Annotated in this window: 17 protein-coding genes and 2 pseudogenes; 10 read left to right on the top strand and 9 right to left on the bottom strand. The window is 61.7% G+C overall.

Annotated elements, in window-relative coordinates:
• Positions 1–46 precede the first annotated feature (46 nt).
• The 7 genes and pseudogenes from E4K65_RS27970 to E4K65_RS48850 form a co-directional block, all read right to left on the bottom strand.
• A complete protein-coding gene (locus E4K65_RS27970) occupies positions 47–3,238 on the bottom strand; it encodes an efflux RND transporter permease subunit (protein WP_135176856.1) in 3,192 nt (1,063 codons plus the stop codon).
• Entirely contained in the window at positions 3,235–4,689 is a 1,455-nt protein-coding gene (locus tag E4K65_RS27965; protein WP_135176855.1) for an efflux RND transporter periplasmic adaptor subunit, read from the bottom strand. The genes E4K65_RS27970 and E4K65_RS27965 overlap by 4 nt, the downstream gene beginning before the upstream one ends.
• Entirely contained in the window at positions 4,686–5,093 is a 408-nt protein-coding gene (locus tag E4K65_RS27960; protein ID WP_167771219.1) for a FixH family protein, read from the bottom strand. Before E4K65_RS27960 ends, E4K65_RS27965 begins: the two co-directional genes overlap by 4 nt.
• 101 nt (positions 5,094–5,194) lie before the next feature.
• Positions 5,195–5,557 carry a hypothetical protein gene (locus E4K65_RS27955; protein ID WP_135176853.1) on the bottom strand — a complete coding sequence of 121 codons (363 nt, stop codon included), beginning with the start codon at positions 5,555–5,557 and terminating at the stop codon, positions 5,195–5,197.
• Between the two features lie 200 nt (positions 5,558–5,757).
• Positions 5,758–6,240 carry a DUF411 domain-containing protein gene (locus tag E4K65_RS27950; protein ID WP_135176852.1) on the bottom strand — a complete coding sequence of 161 codons (483 nt, stop codon included), beginning with the start codon at positions 6,238–6,240 and terminating at the stop codon, positions 5,758–5,760.
• 24 nt (positions 6,241–6,264) lie between these two features.
• Positions 6,265–6,597, bottom strand: a complete 333-nt coding sequence (locus E4K65_RS27945) for a copper-binding protein (protein ID WP_235885745.1) — start codon at positions 6,595–6,597, stop codon at positions 6,265–6,267.
• 367 nt (positions 6,598–6,964) lie between these two features.
• Positions 6,965–7,361: pseudogene (locus tag E4K65_RS48850) on the bottom strand (efflux RND transporter permease subunit); the annotation flags it as partial.
• On the opposite strand from E4K65_RS48850, the pseudogene E4K65_RS48845 reads away from it, so the two are divergent.
• The 10 genes and pseudogenes from E4K65_RS48845 to E4K65_RS27890 all read left to right on the top strand — a co-directional run.
• Positions 7,355–7,569, top strand: a pseudogene (locus E4K65_RS48845) (SOS response-associated peptidase); the annotation flags it as partial. The pseudogenes E4K65_RS48850 and E4K65_RS48845 overlap by 7 nt on opposite strands.
• 347 nt (positions 7,570–7,916) lie before the next feature.
• The gene (locus tag E4K65_RS27935) at positions 7,917–8,102 is read left to right on the top strand and encodes a hypothetical protein (protein ID WP_135176850.1); all 186 of its coding nucleotides are present in this window, start codon (positions 7,917–7,919) and stop codon (positions 8,100–8,102) included.
• 2 nt (positions 8,103–8,104) lie between these two features.
• On the top strand, positions 8,105–8,308 hold the full coding sequence (locus tag E4K65_RS27930; RefSeq protein ID WP_135176849.1) for a hypothetical protein: 204 nt from the start codon (positions 8,105–8,107) through the stop codon (positions 8,306–8,308).
• Between the two features lie 3 nt (positions 8,309–8,311).
• Positions 8,312–9,154, top strand: a complete 843-nt coding sequence (locus E4K65_RS27925) for a metallophosphoesterase (protein ID WP_135176848.1) — start codon at positions 8,312–8,314, stop codon at positions 9,152–9,154.
• Positions 9,155–9,166: 12 nt separating this feature from the next.
• Positions 9,167–9,823: a hypothetical protein gene (locus E4K65_RS27920; protein WP_235885744.1), complete on the top strand. Its 657-nt coding sequence runs from the start codon at positions 9,167–9,169 to the stop codon at positions 9,821–9,823.
• Between the two features lie 100 nt (positions 9,824–9,923).
• On the top strand, positions 9,924–11,492 hold the full coding sequence (locus tag E4K65_RS27915; protein WP_167771217.1) for an AAA family ATPase: 1,569 nt from the start codon (positions 9,924–9,926) through the stop codon (positions 11,490–11,492).
• Between the two features lie 388 nt (positions 11,493–11,880).
• Positions 11,881–12,123, top strand: coding sequence for a hypothetical protein (locus E4K65_RS27910; protein ID WP_135176847.1), 243 nt, complete (start codon positions 11,881–11,883; stop codon positions 12,121–12,123).
• Positions 12,124–12,629: 506 nt separating this feature from the next.
• Positions 12,630–13,331: a hypothetical protein gene (locus E4K65_RS27900; RefSeq protein ID WP_135176845.1), complete on the top strand. Its 702-nt coding sequence runs from the start codon at positions 12,630–12,632 to the stop codon at positions 13,329–13,331.
• The gene (locus tag E4K65_RS27895; protein WP_135176844.1) at positions 13,324–13,893 is read left to right on the top strand and encodes a hypothetical protein; all 570 of its coding nucleotides are present in this window, start codon (positions 13,324–13,326) and stop codon (positions 13,891–13,893) included. The genes E4K65_RS27900 and E4K65_RS27895 overlap by 8 nt, the downstream gene beginning before the upstream one ends.
• 216 nt (positions 13,894–14,109) lie before the next feature.
• A complete protein-coding gene (locus tag E4K65_RS27890) occupies positions 14,110–14,688 on the top strand; it encodes a hypothetical protein (protein ID WP_135176843.1) in 579 nt (192 codons plus the stop codon).
• 386 nt (positions 14,689–15,074) lie between these two features.
• Here E4K65_RS27890 and E4K65_RS27885 read toward each other — a convergent pair whose 3' ends face one another.
• A complete protein-coding gene (locus tag E4K65_RS27885) occupies positions 15,075–16,253 on the bottom strand; it encodes a cell envelope integrity TolA family protein (RefSeq protein ID WP_135176842.1) in 1,179 nt (392 codons plus the stop codon).
• A 226-nt stretch (positions 16,254–16,479) separates the two neighbouring features.
• Positions 16,480–16,632 carry a hypothetical protein gene (locus E4K65_RS47600; RefSeq protein ID WP_167771216.1) on the bottom strand — a complete coding sequence of 51 codons (153 nt, stop codon included), beginning with the start codon at positions 16,630–16,632 and terminating at the stop codon, positions 16,480–16,482.
• Positions 16,633–17,086 lie beyond the last annotated feature (454 nt).

The raw sequence follows: 17,086 nt of genomic DNA, 5'->3' as shown, positions 1-17,086 counted from the left end.
GACGATCGGCGCAAAATGTCTAATTTGTTAGAAACTGCATCGGTATTCATTCAGCGGGCTCCGGAACCCGCTCAGGCTTGACTGTAGGCTCGAGGCGGGTCGGCGGCGGCCGGCCGCTATCATCGTTCGCCGGCAGCCCAATGCCCTTTACCAGCCCGAAAATGGCTGGGATAACGATCAGCGTCAGCAACGTCGATGAGATCATACCGCCGATCATCGGCACGGCGATGCGCTGCATGATCTCCGAGCCCGTGCCGGTACTCCACATGATCGGCAACAGACCGGCCATGATCGCGACCACCGTCATCATCTTCGGGCGGACGCGCTCGACGGCACCTTCCATGATCGCGTCGTAAAGGTCACTCCGCGACAACACCTGGCCCTGCACCCGACGCAGTTCCTTCATCTCGGCCAACGCCTGGTTGAGATAGATCAGCATCACGACACCGGTTTCGGCAGCCACACCGGCGAGCGCAATGAAGCCGACGGCGACGGCAACGGAGAGGTTGAAGCCGAGCCACCACATCAGCCAGAGGCCGCCGACGAGGGCGAACGGCAACGAAAGCATCACGATCAAGGTTTCGGCCACCGTGCGGAAATTGAGGTAGAGCAAGAGGAAGATGATCAGGAGCGTCACCGGCACGACGATCTTCAATCGTGCGGTGGCACGTTCCAGATATTCGTACTGACCGCTCCAGACCACGTAATAGCCCGACGGGAACTGGATGCTCGCCTGCACTGCGCGCTGCGCCTCAGTGACATAACCGCCGAGGTCGCGGTCGCGGATGTCGACATAGATGTAGGTGGCGAGTTGCCCGTTCTCAGTCCGGATCGAGCTCGGCCCGCGCGCCGGCGTGACGCTGGCGACCTCGCCGAGCGGCACGGCGCCGCCGCCCGGCATTGGCACCAGGATGTCGCTGGCGATGGCTTTGGGATTGTCGCGCAGGTCGCGCGGGTAGCGCATGTTGACGGTGAAGCGCTGCCGGCCCTCGACGGTCGTGGTTACGGTCTGGCCGCCGAGCGCGGTTGCGATCGTGTCCTGAACATCCTGCACCATGATGCCGTAGCGCGACAACGCTTCGCGGTTCGGTGTGATCTCGAGATAGTAGCCGCCGAGGCCGCGCTCGGCATAGGCCGACGACGTGCCGGGAACGGCCTTGAGCACCTGCTCGATCTGCTTGGCCAGCTTGTCGATGACGGCAAGATCGGTGCCGAGGACCTTTACCCCGATCGGCGTGCGGATGCCGGTCGAGAGCATGTCGATGCGCGCCTTGATCGGCATGGTCCAGGCGTTCGAGACGCCCGGGAACTGCAGCGCCCTGTCCATCTCGGCGACGAGGCTGTCGACCGTGACACCCTTGCGCCATTCTTCCTTCGGCTTGAGATTGACCACCGTCTCGAACATCTCCGACGGCGCCGGATCGGTCGCGGTCGCCGCGCGGCCGGCCTTGCCGTAGACCGAGGCGACCTCAGGGAAGCTCTTGATGATCCGGTCCTGGGTCTGCATCAGCTCGGCCGCCTTCGTCACCGAAATGCCGGGCAGTGTGGTCGGCATGTAGAGCAGAGTGCCCTCGTTGAGGTTGGGCATGAACTCCGTGCCAAGCTGCCGCGCCGGCCAGGCCGAGGCCGCGAGCACGCCAAGCGCAAGCACAATCACCAGCGTCTTGGCGCGTAGCACACCCTTGATCACCGGACGGTAGATCCAGATCAGGAAGCGGTTGATCGGGTTCTTGTGCTCGGGGATGATCTTGCCACGCACGAAGATCACCATCAGCGCCGGCACCAGCGTCACCGACAACAGCGCCGCCGCCGCCATCGCAAACGTCTTGGTGAAGGCGAGCGGGCTGAACAGCCGCCCCTCCTGCTGCTCCAACGTAAAAATCGGCATGAACGAGACGGTGATGATCAGCAGGCTGAAGAACAGCGCAGGCCCGACTTCGGCTGCCGCCTCGATCAGGATCTCGACCCGTGACTTGTCCGGCTTGGCGCGCTCGAGATGCTTGTGCGCATTCTCGATCATGACGATCGCGGCGTCGATCATAGCGCCGATCGCGATCGCGATGCCGCCGAGGCTCATGATGTTGGAGCCGATCCCGAGCAGCTTCATCGCGCCGAAGGCCATCAGCACCCCGACGGGGAGCATCAGGATGGCGACCAGCGCGCTGCGGACATGCAGCAGGAATACGATGCAGACCAGCGCCACCACGATGCTCTCCTCGAGCAGCGTGTGCCTGAGCGTCTCGATCGCGGCCTTGATGAGGTTCGAGCGGTCGTAGACCGGGACGATCTCGACCGATTTCGGCAGGCTGGTCGCTATCTCCTTGAAGCGTTTCTTGACGTTCTCGATGACGTCGAGCGCGTTCATGCCGAAGCGCTGCAGCACGATGCCGCTTGCCACCTCGCCCTCACCGTTGAGCTCGGCGATGCCGCGCCGCTCATCCGGCCCGAGCTCGACGCGCGCGACGTCGCGCAACAACACCGGCGTGCCATTGTCGGTCTTGAGTACGATGTTGCCCAGGTCGTTGATGCTCTTCAGATAGCCCCTGCCCCGGATGACATATTCGAACTCGGAGAGCTCGACGGTGCGCCCTCCGACGTCGGCATTGCTCGCTCGGATGGCATCGCGCATCTTCTGCATAGTGATGCCGAGATCGCGCATCCGCTGCGGATCGAGGATCACGTTGTACTGCTTGACGAAACCGCCGACGCTGGCGACCTCGGCGACGCCTTCCGCCTTGGCGAGCGCGAATTTCAGATTCCAGTCCTGGATCGTCCTGGTGTCCGCAAGGTTCAACTCCTTGGACGTGACAGCATACTGGTAGACCCAGCCGACACCGGTGGCATCAGGCCCGATCGTCGGCGTCACGCCTTGCGGCAATCGCGACGTCGCGGTGTTGAGGAATTCGAGCACGCGTGAACGCGCCCAATAGATGTCAGTGCCGTCCTCGAAGATGACGTAGACGAAGGAGACGCCAAAGAAGGAGAAGCCGCGCACCACCTTGGATCTCGGAACCGTCAGCATCGCCGTCGTCAGGGGATACGTGACCTGGTCCTCGATCACCTGCGGCGCCTGGCCCGGATACTCAGTATAGACGATCACCTGGGTGTCCGAGAGGTCGGGAATTGCATCCAGCGGCAGATGGATAAGCGCATAAAACCCGGCGGCAGCGGCAAAGCCTGTGCCGAACAGGACCAGCAGCAGATTGCGCGCCGACCAGGCGATGACTCGCGCGATCATGGTTTACCTCCCATGGTCCTGTCAGCGGTGGGATCGGCGCCTTGCGCGTTGCCGGCCTCAGTAAATCCCTTCAGTGCCGCCTTCAGGTTGCTTTCGGCATCAATCAGGAAATTGGCTGAGGTGACGATCGCATCGCCCTCGGCAAGGCCGTCGCGGATTTCGACATAGCCGTCGCCCCGCCGCCCGAGCTTGACCTCGCGCGGCTCGAACCGGCCCTGTCCCTTGTCGACCAGGACGGCCTGCCGGCTGCCTGTGTCAAGCACCGCGCTTTCGGCGACGCTAAGGACTGGTGCCGCATTTCCAGTGTCGATCTCGGCATCGAGATACATGTCCGGAAGCAGGGCAAGGTCGGCGTTCGTCAGCTCGATCCGCACCCGTGCCGTGCGTGTCTCTTTGTTCACTTGCGGATAGATCACGCCGATTGCGCCCTTGAATTCGCGCCCGGGATAGCTGCGTGCCCGCACCGTCACGAGCTGGCCGACTTGGATGCTGCCGAGGTCGCGCTCGGCGACATCGACGATTGCCCACACCTGCGAAATGTCGGCGATGCGAAACAGCACGTCTCCGGGCTGCGCGCGCATGCCCTCGATCGCGTTGCGCTGGAGTACGATACCGTCGCGCGGCGACGACCATTGAACGGTGATCGGCACCACGCGACTTTTTTCCATCTCGGCGATGGCAGGCTCCGGAACGTCGAGATTGACCAGCCGCTGCCTGGAGCCGCGTCCGTACGGCTCGATGCCGGCCGTTGTCTTCGACGTGATCGTCGCAAGATATTCGGCTGCCGCGGACGAGACCGCCGGGCTGTAGATTTCCATCAGCGCCTGTCCCTTCGCGACCCGGCTGCTGGTCGTCACGTCGGCGACCTTCTGCACATAACTCTCGGCGCGCATCGCGATCACAGAGATGCGCCGCTCGTCGAGCTGAATGGTACCCGGGGCACGGACCGGCATCCTGATCCGGCGTAGTGTGGCTGGCTCGGACTTGACGCCGGTGCGCTGGATCTTGCCGAGTGAAAGATTCACTAAGCCATCGTCGCTGTCGTCGCCTTCGTAGACGGGGATGTAGTCCATTCCCATCGAGTCCTTCTTCGGCACCGGCGAGGTGTCCGGCAGGCCCATGGGGTTGCGGTAGTATTTGATCTTGCGGTCACTCTTGGTGTGTGCCGTCTTCATGTCCGCCGGCTGCTCCAGCTCGTCGAAGCTGACCTCTGCGCCCGCTGGCACGGCGCGGTAGTCGCGGCCGTCCGCGGTCCTCTTCGGCGTCAGCGAGTAGAACGGCTTGCCGTCGGGATCCTGAAAATAGATTGGCGCGCCCCCGTCCGCTGCACGCGCGGCGGATGCAAGGGGACTGACGATCGGCTGCGGTCGCAGACCGAAGCCGGTGAAAAAGGCGGCACCTGACGCTGCGACGATCGCAGCGGCAATGCCAGCAAGGCTAAGGCGGGTCATTGCTCCGCCGTAACGACGAGCTTGTTTTCCACCGTGCCGGTTTCGCCCTGCACCTTGGCGCCGAGCGAGAGCTGCCAGCGGCCCGCCATGCTGAAATTGGCCTTGAAGCGGTAGGTGCCGGGCTCCGTGCCCGGCATCCACGTGACCTTGGTGACCATCTCCTGCATGCCGTCCGGAGCCATGTCGAGCCGGCTCGCGAAAATCACCGCGTCGGATACCGCCTTGCCGGTCGCCTTGTCGACCAGCCGCACCATGACGATGCGGTCGGCGCCAGCTTTGAGCGTCGGCTGGACGAGCTGGAATTCGTAGTTCTTGATTTCGGCATGCGCAGGCAGGGCCGAACCTGCGAAGGCAACGCCGATCAGCGCCGCCATGGCGGCGTGCCCAACTTTAGAAGTCGTCATGATTTCAGTTCCTCGATACATCTGAATAACCGCCAATGCGGCATGGAACGACGGCGCGCGCCACCTGGGCACGCGTACCAGCGATCAGGCGCTCACGCGCCTCAGATGTTGGCTCGAGGGGGGTGGTCTGGCGGTGCCTGGTCAAGCTCAGCCGGCAATGCGTCATTGCCGAGCGGGATCACGGAAGCCAATTGCGGTACTTCCGCGCATCCGTTGGCAAGTGTCGGCTGCGAATACTTCATCATGCAAGTCGCAAGCAAACACTTCTGGCAATCGAACGGCGACGGGGCCTTTTTCGGGCAGCATGGCATGTCGTCGGCCAGTTCAGCCGAGGTCATCGCAACCGTAGCCTCATCTTGCGCGGCAATCGATACTGATGAAAAGGGCATCGTCAACGGCGATAGGGCAACTCCCACCGCTATAACGAATGCCAAAAGCTGTCGCATGATCACCGTGCGATTCATGGAAGCCAGTCTCTCATAGTACCATATTGACGGAAAGCCGGATTGCCTTCGTTGGGTTAGCGCTCGATTGATGGCTACACGTAGCCGCAGCCATTGAAACGACGCGCCTATAAGGCAGTTCGATCCCGCTCGCTTCGGGGTTACATTCTCACGCTGACGTGATCGCGAGAAAGCAGGCAAAACTCAGTTCATAATCAAGGCTACGCCATCGGGTTCACGCCGAGAAACCGCATAAAGGTTTGCCGGCCATCCGGGCCGAAAAGAACAACATCGTATGGCTTCGGAGCGCCGCCCTCCATTCCGGGCGACCCAACGGGCATTCCCGGGACCGCCAATCCTGTGGCGGCCGGTCTCTCGGTCAGGAGGCGACGAACTGCGACCGCGGGGACATGCCCTTCCAGGACATACCCATCGGCTTCAGCGGTATGGCACGCCGCCAGATCCGCCGGCACATCCAATCGGATCTTAACGGACTGAAGATCAGTGGCTTCAACCGCGGTCACCACGAATCCTGCATCTCTGAGGTGGCGCACCCAGCCCGTGCAGCAAGTACAATTGGGGTCCTTGTGAACTAGAATCCCGTGATTGTTGGCTTGAACCGGATACTCGGAAGATGCCAACAGCCCCGCCGCCAGACCACCCAATACGCCTCGTCGCGTTAGGCGCAGCACCGCTTTAGACATCCGAACCCTCCTCCGCTGGTCGCATCACTTTGCAGGAGTAATCGATTGAACCGTGTACGAACTGCCCGAGCCGCTTAGGGTGAAATCGACCTTCTCGCCGGTTGTTACCTTGGAGAGATCAACATTGGGCGCGACTGCGAACTCCATCTTCATAGGTGGCCACTTGATGGCGGGAATTGCTCCATGATCGAGAGTTACTTTGCGATCGGCCGCATTGAGCGCCGTGACCGTTCCTGTCGCTTTGGCGGTCGCCGAAGCCGCAGGCTTGGAATTTTCCATGCCGCGCATGTCCTTCATTCCTTGCGCAACTGATTTGCCCGTGGTTAGCGGCACGAGGCCTACCCCAAGCAACAACATCAGTGCACCTAGCGGTGCGCGCGGACCTCGGAACGAGTGACGGAAGACAGACATTAGTGCTCCTTCATTTCCGGTGCGAAAATGGACTTGGGGGGATAGCAGGCCCCTCATTCAGCTTAACCCTGCCCCTCATGCAACGCTTGCCGTCCGTCTTACTAGTTCCCGTCGGCCGAAACGTCGCAGGCGTTTGACTTGCTCATCTTTTAGCGAGGGCACATTTCTCAGTTCGAGAAGAATCGCAATTCGGTTACAAGCTCACGAAATCGTGAGCGCCATGGGGGCCGCCAACGAGCGAATTATTCCGCCGCACGTTTCGGAACGAAGGATCACTCACTTTCCTGCTGCGCGCGATGCGGCGCTAAATAGGATATAGCGCCGGCAGGACGAGCAGCGTCATCAGCGTCGCCGTGAGCAGTCCACCGATAACGACGGCAAGCGGCCGTTGGACTTTGCCCCCGTCCGATTAGCCAGCGTCATCGGCACAAAGACCAACCGAAGCAGCAAGTGCGGTCGTGATCGCCGGCCGGAAGCGGGTCATCGCACCTTCCTTGATCGCCCCCTGTGAGACCAGGCCATCGCCGATCAGCTTGCTGATCTGGCTCAGCATCACAACCCGTTCTGCACCGCAACCCCAGAGAGCGCAATGAATCCGACGACGGCCGAGATTGAGAACCGCATGCCGCGCGTGCCACAGCGTAACGATGCCGCGTCAAGGCCAGAGGGACCGCGCTGAAGACGAGCAGCGCATCACGCGCCGAAGGAAGGCGAGATCACGAAAGATGTCTTCGGCTTCCTCACCGCGGAGGCGAATGCGGAGGTCGGCCGCGTCCATCCGAAGGCGATGGCGGTGATCTGACTACCCGGGAGGAATATGACGCTTGGGTGCGCGGCCCGTGGGCAGAAGCCAAGGCGCTGCAGCGGCCGCTTCCGGACGGCGCGCTGCAGATAGTCGCGACGGGCGGGAAGGAAGATCTACACAAATCCACGCCGCACCAGACGGGAGCGGTGGAGTACTTGCTGCATGGCGCTGATACTCCGCAATCAAAACGCGAGAATGCATCAAGAGTGAGCCAGAGCCAACGTTGGGCGCCGGCCAGCGATCAAAAGCCACGCCGGTCCACACTCTGCGCTCCACACCGGTCTCCGCGTCGTGGAAGTTCGGAGTGCTCGCGAAATCGGAATGCATGTAGATAGCCAGCTATCTTGCTATTGACAACGCCAGATGTTCCTGATTTGTTCTCAATATGGCGTATCGTTCCGGCGTCGAGATTGGTGCGATTGCGCGGGCGGCTCCGGCATCGACCTAATCCGCTATCCGGATGGCTACGAGGTACAGCCCGGCCGCGATCTTGAAGGGCATCGAGATGGTCACGGGACCATCGACGAGCCTGGTCGGGAAGAGCGACGGAACCGTATGCGTCACCGGAGCGATCGTATGGATCGATGCCGCACGCGAGCGGGCAGTCCGTCAGGACGCCTTCTGGTGGACGCCGGCGGAGGAATAGAGATGGCCAGATTTCGGTGCCGCGCCTGCGGCCAGGAAGGCGAGTTCACCTACGATCCGACGCGGCACGAATGCCCGCGCTGCGGCTCGCCCGACGTGCAGTTCGCACTCGGTATAGACGAGATGCCCGAAGAGCTCATCGACCGGATCGTGCAGGCGCTGAGCCAGGCCAAGCCGCTGGACGATCATCCAACCGATGAGGATTGAACGGTGTTGTTGTGGATCCTGTCAGATCTGCATGTCGAGCTAACCCGCGGCTGGGACCTGCCATCCGGCGACGCGCGCCCTCGGTTCGACGTGCTGGTGGTCGCCGGCGACCTCATTCCGCGCGCTGAGCGCGGGGTGAAATGGCTGCGCGAACGCGTGCCGGATCGACCTGTCATCTACGTCGTCGGCAACCATGAGGCTTATGGTTGCGACATCGATCGCACGGTCGAGAAGGCCAAGGCAGCAGCAGCCGGCACGAACATCCACGTGCTGCAGCACGACTCCTTCCGAATCGGCAATGTCACCTTCGCCGGTGCGACGCTATGGACGGACTTCGATCTGTTCGGTGATCAGCATCGCGCAATGATGATCGCGGCCCAACGGATGAACGACTTCCGCAAGATCAGGATCAACCGCTATCATGATCGCTTCCGGCCGGGACACGCCCTGGCTCGGCACCTCCAAGCTCGCGCCTTCCTTGAAGCCGAAATGCGCAAGCCGCGCGGTGGGCCCCTAGTGGTCGTCACGCATCATGCACCGATCCCGAGCCGAGCGCGCCGCCTGGGCCAGTACGATCCAGGTGCGCGGCTGTCCGATGAAGAGGTCCTGACCGCAGCATATCGCAGCGCCCTGGGCTCACTGATGTGGCCGGAGCCGGGCGCAAACGGCAGACCTCAGCTGCGGCCGGCGGATCTCTGGATCTACGGACACACCCATGAGTCCGAGGACACCGTGATCGGCGCGACCCGCGTGGTGTCAAACGCAAAGGGTTACGGGCCTTGGCTTCCGCGGCAGCGCACCTGGGACAACCCCCGCTTCGATCCGAACTTCGTCATCGAAATCTAAGGGAGGCCAGCCATGACCAACATCGACGATCGCGCAAACCGGTCGACGCGACGCGCCTCGTCTCTTCCCTCCGGTTTGGAGTACCCATTCATGTTCAACAGAAAAGTAGCTCCGGTTCGCCTGGATCAGTTCATTTCCGCTAAGGCAACCTCCCCGATCCCGGCGCGACATCCTGCGCTGCGCGACGCGCTAATTCAAGCGTCGCTCGATCCGCACGTGCGCTCAATCGTTCACGTTCCATCTGCGGACGCCATCGCCCTTCAACGCGACGATGGTCGCTTCCTGCTCGACGTCGTTCCAGCGAGACGCATCCGCACCTCTGAAGAGCAACAGCTTGCGCAAATCGCAGTGGCTGACCTCGGGCTCAAGTCGATGGTATTGACCGCCGAAGAGGTGCGGCGGGAGCCGCGATTCACCAACGGTCGGCTGGTCTGGTCCCATCGAAACACCCCCGTCCCGGTCGGCTTGCGCCTGCGCATCCTGTTGGCGCTTCGTGATGAGGGACCAATGCCACTGGGGGAGCTTCTTAAGAGTATCCTGAGTGAGGTTGATCCAGCACCGGCCGTGATGGCGCTCGCCTGCGCCAATCTTGTCGAGCTTGATCTCCTTTCCCAGCCGTTGGGACCGACCACCATTGTCAGCTACTCCGCCCAAAGTGAGATCCCATGACCGCTGCCAACTTAGGCACCACTGCGGTTGAGACGAGTGTCCAGCTCGGTACGCGGTCGCGCCGTCGGCTATTCGCAACAAGGATTGGAAGGAATGGCGCATGAGCGCGACTGAAGATGACGAGTCCGATATACCGGGCGTGGCCGAAGATGCCGTCTCAACAGGCGCGGCTGCCGATTCGGGCGAAGACAATGAACGGCGCAAAGGCCTGCCACGGGTCCTGCGATATGCCATGCTGATCATCGATCACGCCCGTCACATCGAAGAGCGGCTGATCGCCGAGATCAACGAGCTTTGCCCGCAATTACCCGAGAACGCGGTCTGGGCCGCTGTCCAGGAGAGCGATGCCGGCTTGGCACTTGCCGCCGAACTCGACCGGCGCGCCGCCCTTCAGAACGAACCGAATCTCAGGAGCCTTGCGGATTGCGTCCGGCTGGTGTGCTTGCCGACACCGCGCGACGCCGTCCATTTTGATGAATACCGCAGGGTCGGCAAGGCGCTGGTTCACGCCTTTCTTGTGACCTCCCGACACGCGGAGCAACAGCTTTGCTGCGATCTCGAGCGCTTTACCTTCGGCTGGGCAGCGCTGCCGGCCTGCACCGACTTGTTGCCGAAAGGAGCTTCTGCGGCATTGAACGCAGCATCCCTGGGGAGCCGTATCGCGGAGCAGCGCATCACTGCGATCAAGGCGGCAGTCTGGCGAGAGGCGAAGGAGGATGAAGAGCGCCGGAGAAAGCTGGAGGCCGAGGAAAAGCAGGCCGTGCCCAAGGAGCCAGCCTCCGCTGCGCCGGAGAGCATTCCTGACAATCATCTCATAGTCGCGCGTCTCTCCAGCGAAGAGATGAAGAATCCCAAGCTCAAGGATATTTTGGGTCCGCTAAAGAGCGTCATCAACACGCCATTGCCGCTGGTCGAGGTGCCGCCCTTAAACGAGGTCCGCAACGCTCTTGTGTTCGAATTTCCCTACGCAGTAAATGCGATCGACTTCGCTCTTTCCGAACTCTCGGGCCGTGTGACGATCCGCTTGCGACCACTATTGCTGGTCGGCGATCCTGGCGGAGGCAAGAGCCGGTTTGCGCGGCGCCTGGGCGAGACCCTGGGCGTCAGCGTCTGGCGAGAGGACGCTTCGCGCGCCGACGGCGCGGTGTTCGGCGGGACCGATCGGCGCTGGTACTCTGCCGAACCGTGTCATACATTTCTGGCGATGGCGCAGGGCAGAATCGCAAATCCGCTTGTGCTGATTGACGAGATTGAGAAGGCCGGCACGCGGTCAGACTATGGACGGTTGTGGGATTGCCTACTTAGCTTTCTCGAACCTGAGACCAATGCCCGCTACCCCGATCCCGCACTGCAGACGACGCTCGATCTGTCGCAGGTCTCCTACGTCGCCACCGCCAACAGCCTGGATCCGCTCCCCTCGCCGATCCGTGACAGATTCCGCGTGGTGAGGTTTCAGAAGCCGGCTGCTTGCGATCTCCATGCACTCTTGCCGGCCGTTGTTGCCGACCTCGCGAGAGAGCGTGGTCTCGACCAGAGCTGGATTCCGCCACTGGACGGTTTCGAGTGCGCCGCGATCGCTCAGCACTGGCACGGCGGATCGATGCGTCGGCTCCGCCGCATCGTGGAAGCGATCCTACACGAGCGCGACGTGCGCGCAGTAAGGAATTGACCATGGCTTACCTGCGGGGGAGCGCTCGAGGACGGGTCCGTCGGAAGCCATCTGCCGGTCGGTGGTCTGGCCTTTCGGTGTTCGGGGCATTGGCTCAGCGCAGTGTTCGACGCCGAGCTGGGCTGGCTCAAGATCAACATCTGCGGGCCCTGCCTGTATCGCGCGGTCGAACGCTGCTTCGCTTTGCGCGGAGACCGCGAGAGTCGGCGTTCACCAGCAAGGTATGAGCTCTGGCAATTGCCGAAACCGCGGTGAGAACACGCGCTAGTCGAAGGCTTCGATGCATGAGGGAATTGGTAACTGCAGGAACCCGGCTTCCGAAAGCGCATGACCGATGCCGCGGGTCGCTGACACTCCGGCGCCCCCTCAGCGAGCGGGGGCGATGACAATGAGCAAAAAGAAGTACCCATATTCGATCCAACTGACGGCTCACGAACGAAACACCATTGGGTCCATTCACATGGCCACGATTTCGATTGCGCGTGATGGGAAGGCCTATGTCTGGGCGGACGGCCAGTTCACGAAATTCACGATCGATCCCCCGCCGGAAGGCGCCATCGCCGAGCAACCGCTGTTGTTCGTGATCCAAGCCATCGCGATGGCCATGCGGTTGAGGTGGAAGCTACAGTGATATCTGCACCGACGTGTGGCCGACTTAGCACCCAGCATCTTGCGGCGCCAAACGAGTAGCTGTGATAAGGAGTGATCGCCTATTTCTTCCGCCTATCTTTCGAAAGCCAATCCCTGATCGCTTCCTCAACCAATTCGTAGGCAGGTCGTTCATCGGTGATCGCGGCCCGCTTAAGCTCTCTGATGATGTCGGGCTGCAGATAAACAAGCAGCTGACGCCGGCCGTCCGCCCTCCTACGAGCGCTGGACACCTTTTCCTTGGGCTTTCGCACTCCGATCTCCCGGACGGCTGCAGATAGCTGGCCATTCGAATCGTTCGTAACATCTTGGCCGGCAAGGGGAAAGTCAGAATTCTTTGCTTCTAGGAGGCATCCACAACCTCGCCCTCATAGTGACCGGGAATGGAATCATCTTAGATAGCTAGATAGCTAGCTATCTTGACTCGTCGATTTCACCCGTGCTTAAGTTGGGCAACACGCGAGGACGTATGTCGGAAGGAGCGACCAAATGGCTACTGGGCGCGATCACGCCCGAGGTAACAGGGCTCTGCGGACGCTGCTCCCGAGCGAACTCCGCCGACGCCGCTCTGCTCGAATCCAAATTCGAAACCTGCTTGAGAATTTTACAAGCACATCCGAAAAGCTCTCCCAGTTTGCCGTCCAACTGTTGCTCGACCCGGCAATCCCGGCCGTCAACTTCATCCGGGGGCTCCCCTTTCTCAAACGCGAAGTTCCGATAGACATGTTGTGCGTCAACACCGAAGCGAGCGGTCGCGTCGCCTTCGACGTTTTAAGCGAACGCCGTTATTGGGATCTCGACCACGAAGGCCTCGTGCAACTCACGCTTCAGCATCATAGAATACGGCTCGTCGAAGTCGATCGGGCCGACATTGATGCGGAGCCACGCGCAAGTAATTGCAAGCTCATCTGGAGTCACCGAGACCATCCCGTGCCGACGCCACTCGAAAAGGCCATCACTCGCGCTTTGACGGCCCATCCGGGTCTGACCGCGCGATCCTTGGGCGACATGATCGGGGTGCGAGATCCCAGGCCGGAAATCTCCGCCTTGATTTGCCAGGGCATGCTCGTGACCGACCTGTCGGTGAAATTTGGCCCCAGTTCTGCTCTCCGCTTGGTCCCCAATCCCTGGCGGCCCCCTACTCGCTTGGAATGGCTAAAAGGTTCGGAAAGGCCAGCGCGCGATGGATAATACTTGGCAAGAGCGCCTGATAGATCTGCATCCGCACCTCTTCATCCGCATCTGCGGCGGTCTTCCCTTTTCACCGGCATACCCGATTTGCCCCGACGGGTGGCAGGAGCTAGTAGCTACCGTGGTCGAGCGAGTTTCTGAAGTTGCAAACGACCACCCGGTACAGTTCCGTGAACTTTCGGAGAAGTGCGGCCGTTTGCGGATCTATTGGAAGACTGAATCCATCCTTCCCAAGCGGATCGAGCGCTCCATTGAAGATGTCATCGCCCGGGCAGAGGCGCGTTCCGCCGTTACCTGCGCAACCTGCGGAGCTGAAGGTCGCCTCTTCGCGAGCAGCGTCGGACGTCTTCTACCCCTGTGCTCCGAGCATGCTCAAGGCACACCGCTGCCCACACACGCTGGGTCGGAAAACGTCCACCTCGTTCGGGTCCTCGCTGCGGACAAGATCGGCACTATCGAATGTCGTCGATACGATCGACGCCTAGATGCCTTCGTGGACGGTCGCAATCCGATCGTTGAAAACCTGCCGATCACCAAGTCGAACAGCGTTAGAGAAAATTAGGACCGACAGTCTTGCGAAGCCTTCCTCTGGATACAAATGCGTGTGGCTTTTCGAAAGTGGAGCTTCCGTTTCTGCCAGAGAGCAACGAATGGCTCGCAAGCCTTCGCACAGGCGGCAAATCGGCCTCGACACTCCAGTGCTACGCTCGCGATCTACGGCACATATCGATCGCGATGCGCAGCAACCAAACATCCGTTCTAATGGCTAGCCGACTACGTGATCACGCTGCACATAAGAGGTTCGCTGCCACAAGAACTGCTGAACACCTTCCTAGAACGAGCGCCCGCCTCCGCCCGGCAGGATGTCATGCGCCTGGTCGGTCTGACGATCGGAGCGAATACCAGCTCCGCGCCTTCCAGCTTTCGCGATCGTGCCCGGGCGTATTGGGTACATCGGCTTTCGGCGGCCAAGGCAAGCAACGACCGAAGCCGCTTCGCCCGCAAGGTCGGCTCCATAGGCCCTTGGTTTCTGTGGGGCGTCGATAGCGATTGGCTAATGGAACAGTTGCTCGACGCCTTGGCCGGAGGCTACGCGCCAAACGACCTCTACACCGTCATAGGCGGCCTCGCGAAGCTTGGCGACGACAAGATCGACCGCGTCGTCGAGGTGATCGAAGCCCTCGCCACAAGTGAGTCTTATAATCGGTACGCGTTCATGGTGCAGCCCGCCGAACTGCGAAAGATACTGAGCGCCGGCAAAAAGAGCGGCTTCGAGCAGACGCGCAGTCGGGTCGAGCGCATCGTGAACGTTCTGGCCGCGAAGGGAGAGGATTCATTCCTCGATCTCCTCGAATAGCCGAAGGCGTCACGCCGTTTCGCATGCGCGCTACCTCAGCGTCCGGCCTAACTCGGCGCGGCGCACGCGCCGGCGTCACGATAACGAAGCCACCGTTTCGACCCTTGGACGGCAAAACGGACGTCCTTCTTGAGCTTTTCCACCGATGCAGCCGCATCGACCAGTCCGCTGTCCAAAGTGGCACCGATGCCATGCTGACCGGGTAGCCCAACATCAACCCCGGATCCTCCGGAAAGCCGGTCCCGACCACGGCACAAACCGCCGGCTGACTGAGCCGCCGACGGGGGCAAGCCTGCCCTTCGGAGCGTCAGTTGGGCAGCCTCCGGCGGAACGGGCGAACGACCTCACGCAGATCGTTCGCTGAGATCGTCCGGCACGTCGCCGACCTATGTCGCCGCCGGTTCGGCTATGAAGAACAGCCCTGCCGCATTTTTCATCAGCAGATAGTGGATTCCGTTCAGATTGGCATGGCTTTCTGACTTATCCTTCAAGCCATTGAGCAACGAGATCACCATTTCGCTTTGCCTCTGCCGATCGCCTGAGGGATTCAACAGTCGCGCGACGATCATGAACGTTGTCACGGCCTGCACCGTGGCGACCGAGACGGTGCCGTCGGGATCGTGCAGGACGGTGATTTCGGTCGCGAGCGGGTCGTCATTCTCCGAAGCGGTCGTCACGAAGACTCGCTCGTTCACCTTGAATCTGCACGCGGTCTTCACTTGGGAACTGCAGCCCAAGCTCAAGGCGCGCAGATCGAAATTCATGGAAGCGGACATCTCGTTGAACCGGAGGTGGAAGTCGCCGGCGATGATCCCCAGTTTTCCGCCCTCGGCTTCGCGCGCGCCCCTCGGCGCCCGAGCGCCTTCCGCGGCTTGCGCTTCGGCAAAGGCCTTGCGGCGCTTTTCCTCCTCGGCGCGGAGCCGGCTCCTGATCTCGGCAAGCCGCTGCTCCGCCGCCTCGCGCTCTCGCCGTGCCGCGTCGGCCTCCTTCGCCACCTCCGCGATCTTCGGTTCTTCGGCCTCCGCGCGCCGAAGCGCCTCCTCGGCGGCGGCACGGTCGCGTTTCGCCTGTTCCTGAAGCCGCTCGCGGTCGCGACGTGCGCGGTCTTCCTCCAGCCGGCGGAACTCCGCCGCCGCCTCACCGTCACGCTCGGCCTGTCTGGCGACCTGCTCCTGTTCGCGCAGCGCCCGTTCCTCGGCCAGCTTGCGCCGCGCTTCGGTCTTCGCGCTCTCGGCGCTCGCCTGCGCCCGAGCCGGCTCGATGAAATTGCGCTTCAGGCGTCCGACCTCCTCCGCGACGCGGGCCTCGATCTTTTCCGGTGTCGGGTTCACCATCCCGGTCGCGAAGGAAGCGAATCGTCGGACGCAGGCCGCGTAGACGGTTCGATACTCCTCCACATCCTCGTCGGTCCAATCTTGGGCCGGCCTGCCGAGGAACGCCCGGTCGCCGGGCCGCACGTAGTCGCCCATCAATTGCAGCGGCCCCGGCTGGCAGCCGCCTTTGGAGTCTAGCCACGACTGGACATAGCCTGCGTCCGCAATATTTGCGCTCGCGAGCAGTGCCATCGCAGCGCTCGACGAGATCATCAAGTTCCGAAACATCATCCGAATCCCCAACCCCTTCCGAAGCGAAGCGAACAACATGATTCCGGCGCAATGTCAGTTAGACAAAATATTGATGCGAGGTGCACATTCTCGATTCCTTCGCGCGACGCGTGTCGCCCCATCTCGTCCGGACATCACTGGCAGGCCCGCGACGTGACGACGCTCCGTTTGCAGAGCGCCCAGGCGATCAATCCAGTTTTTCAGCCCATTCGCCGATTTCCCGATCGATCTGCTGGAACAGACTTCCGGAGACGATATCGTCGAGCACGATCGCGGCGCTCACGAAACCTTTCTCGCCCTTCTTCGCTGCAGGCAGGCGCCATGCCTCATAGCGGGTCACCCCGGCCCGGGTCCCCCTTGGGCGGCATCCGATCCAGCCCCAAGCGGTTTGCGCTCGCGGGATACAGCCACCGGAAGTCGCTGACCGTGCCAAACGTGGGCACGAAATGTGGGATTAGATAGTCCCGCACGATGTTGTCCATGTCGTGCAGCACGCCCTTCGGCATGCCCGGACCGAGTCGGACGACAATCGGAGTCCTTGCGCATGTGCGCGACAATGGCTTCCATGGCCGGGGTCTCGTGCCCCCCTTTCAACGCCGTCACAGCATCAGCTGCTGCGCGTGATGACATGCAGGGCGTCCTAACAAGGTCCTCCACGGCCTTAGTAACCGCTGGTGGCACGGCACTGGACGCGACGCGAACAGGAATGGTCTCGCGAGCCAGATAAACTGCTGGCTTAAGATCGATGTCAGCGAGCTTGGGTTCGGTGACCATCTCGCCGCATCCTGGGCGCA

The organism is Bradyrhizobium niftali, from assembly GCF_004571025.1.
GTDB classification, from domain to species: domain Bacteria; phylum Pseudomonadota; class Alphaproteobacteria; order Rhizobiales; family Xanthobacteraceae; genus Bradyrhizobium; species Bradyrhizobium niftali.
The sequence above is the reverse complement of the archived record's forward strand: the minus strand, read 5'-3'. Positions and strand labels throughout refer to the sequence as shown.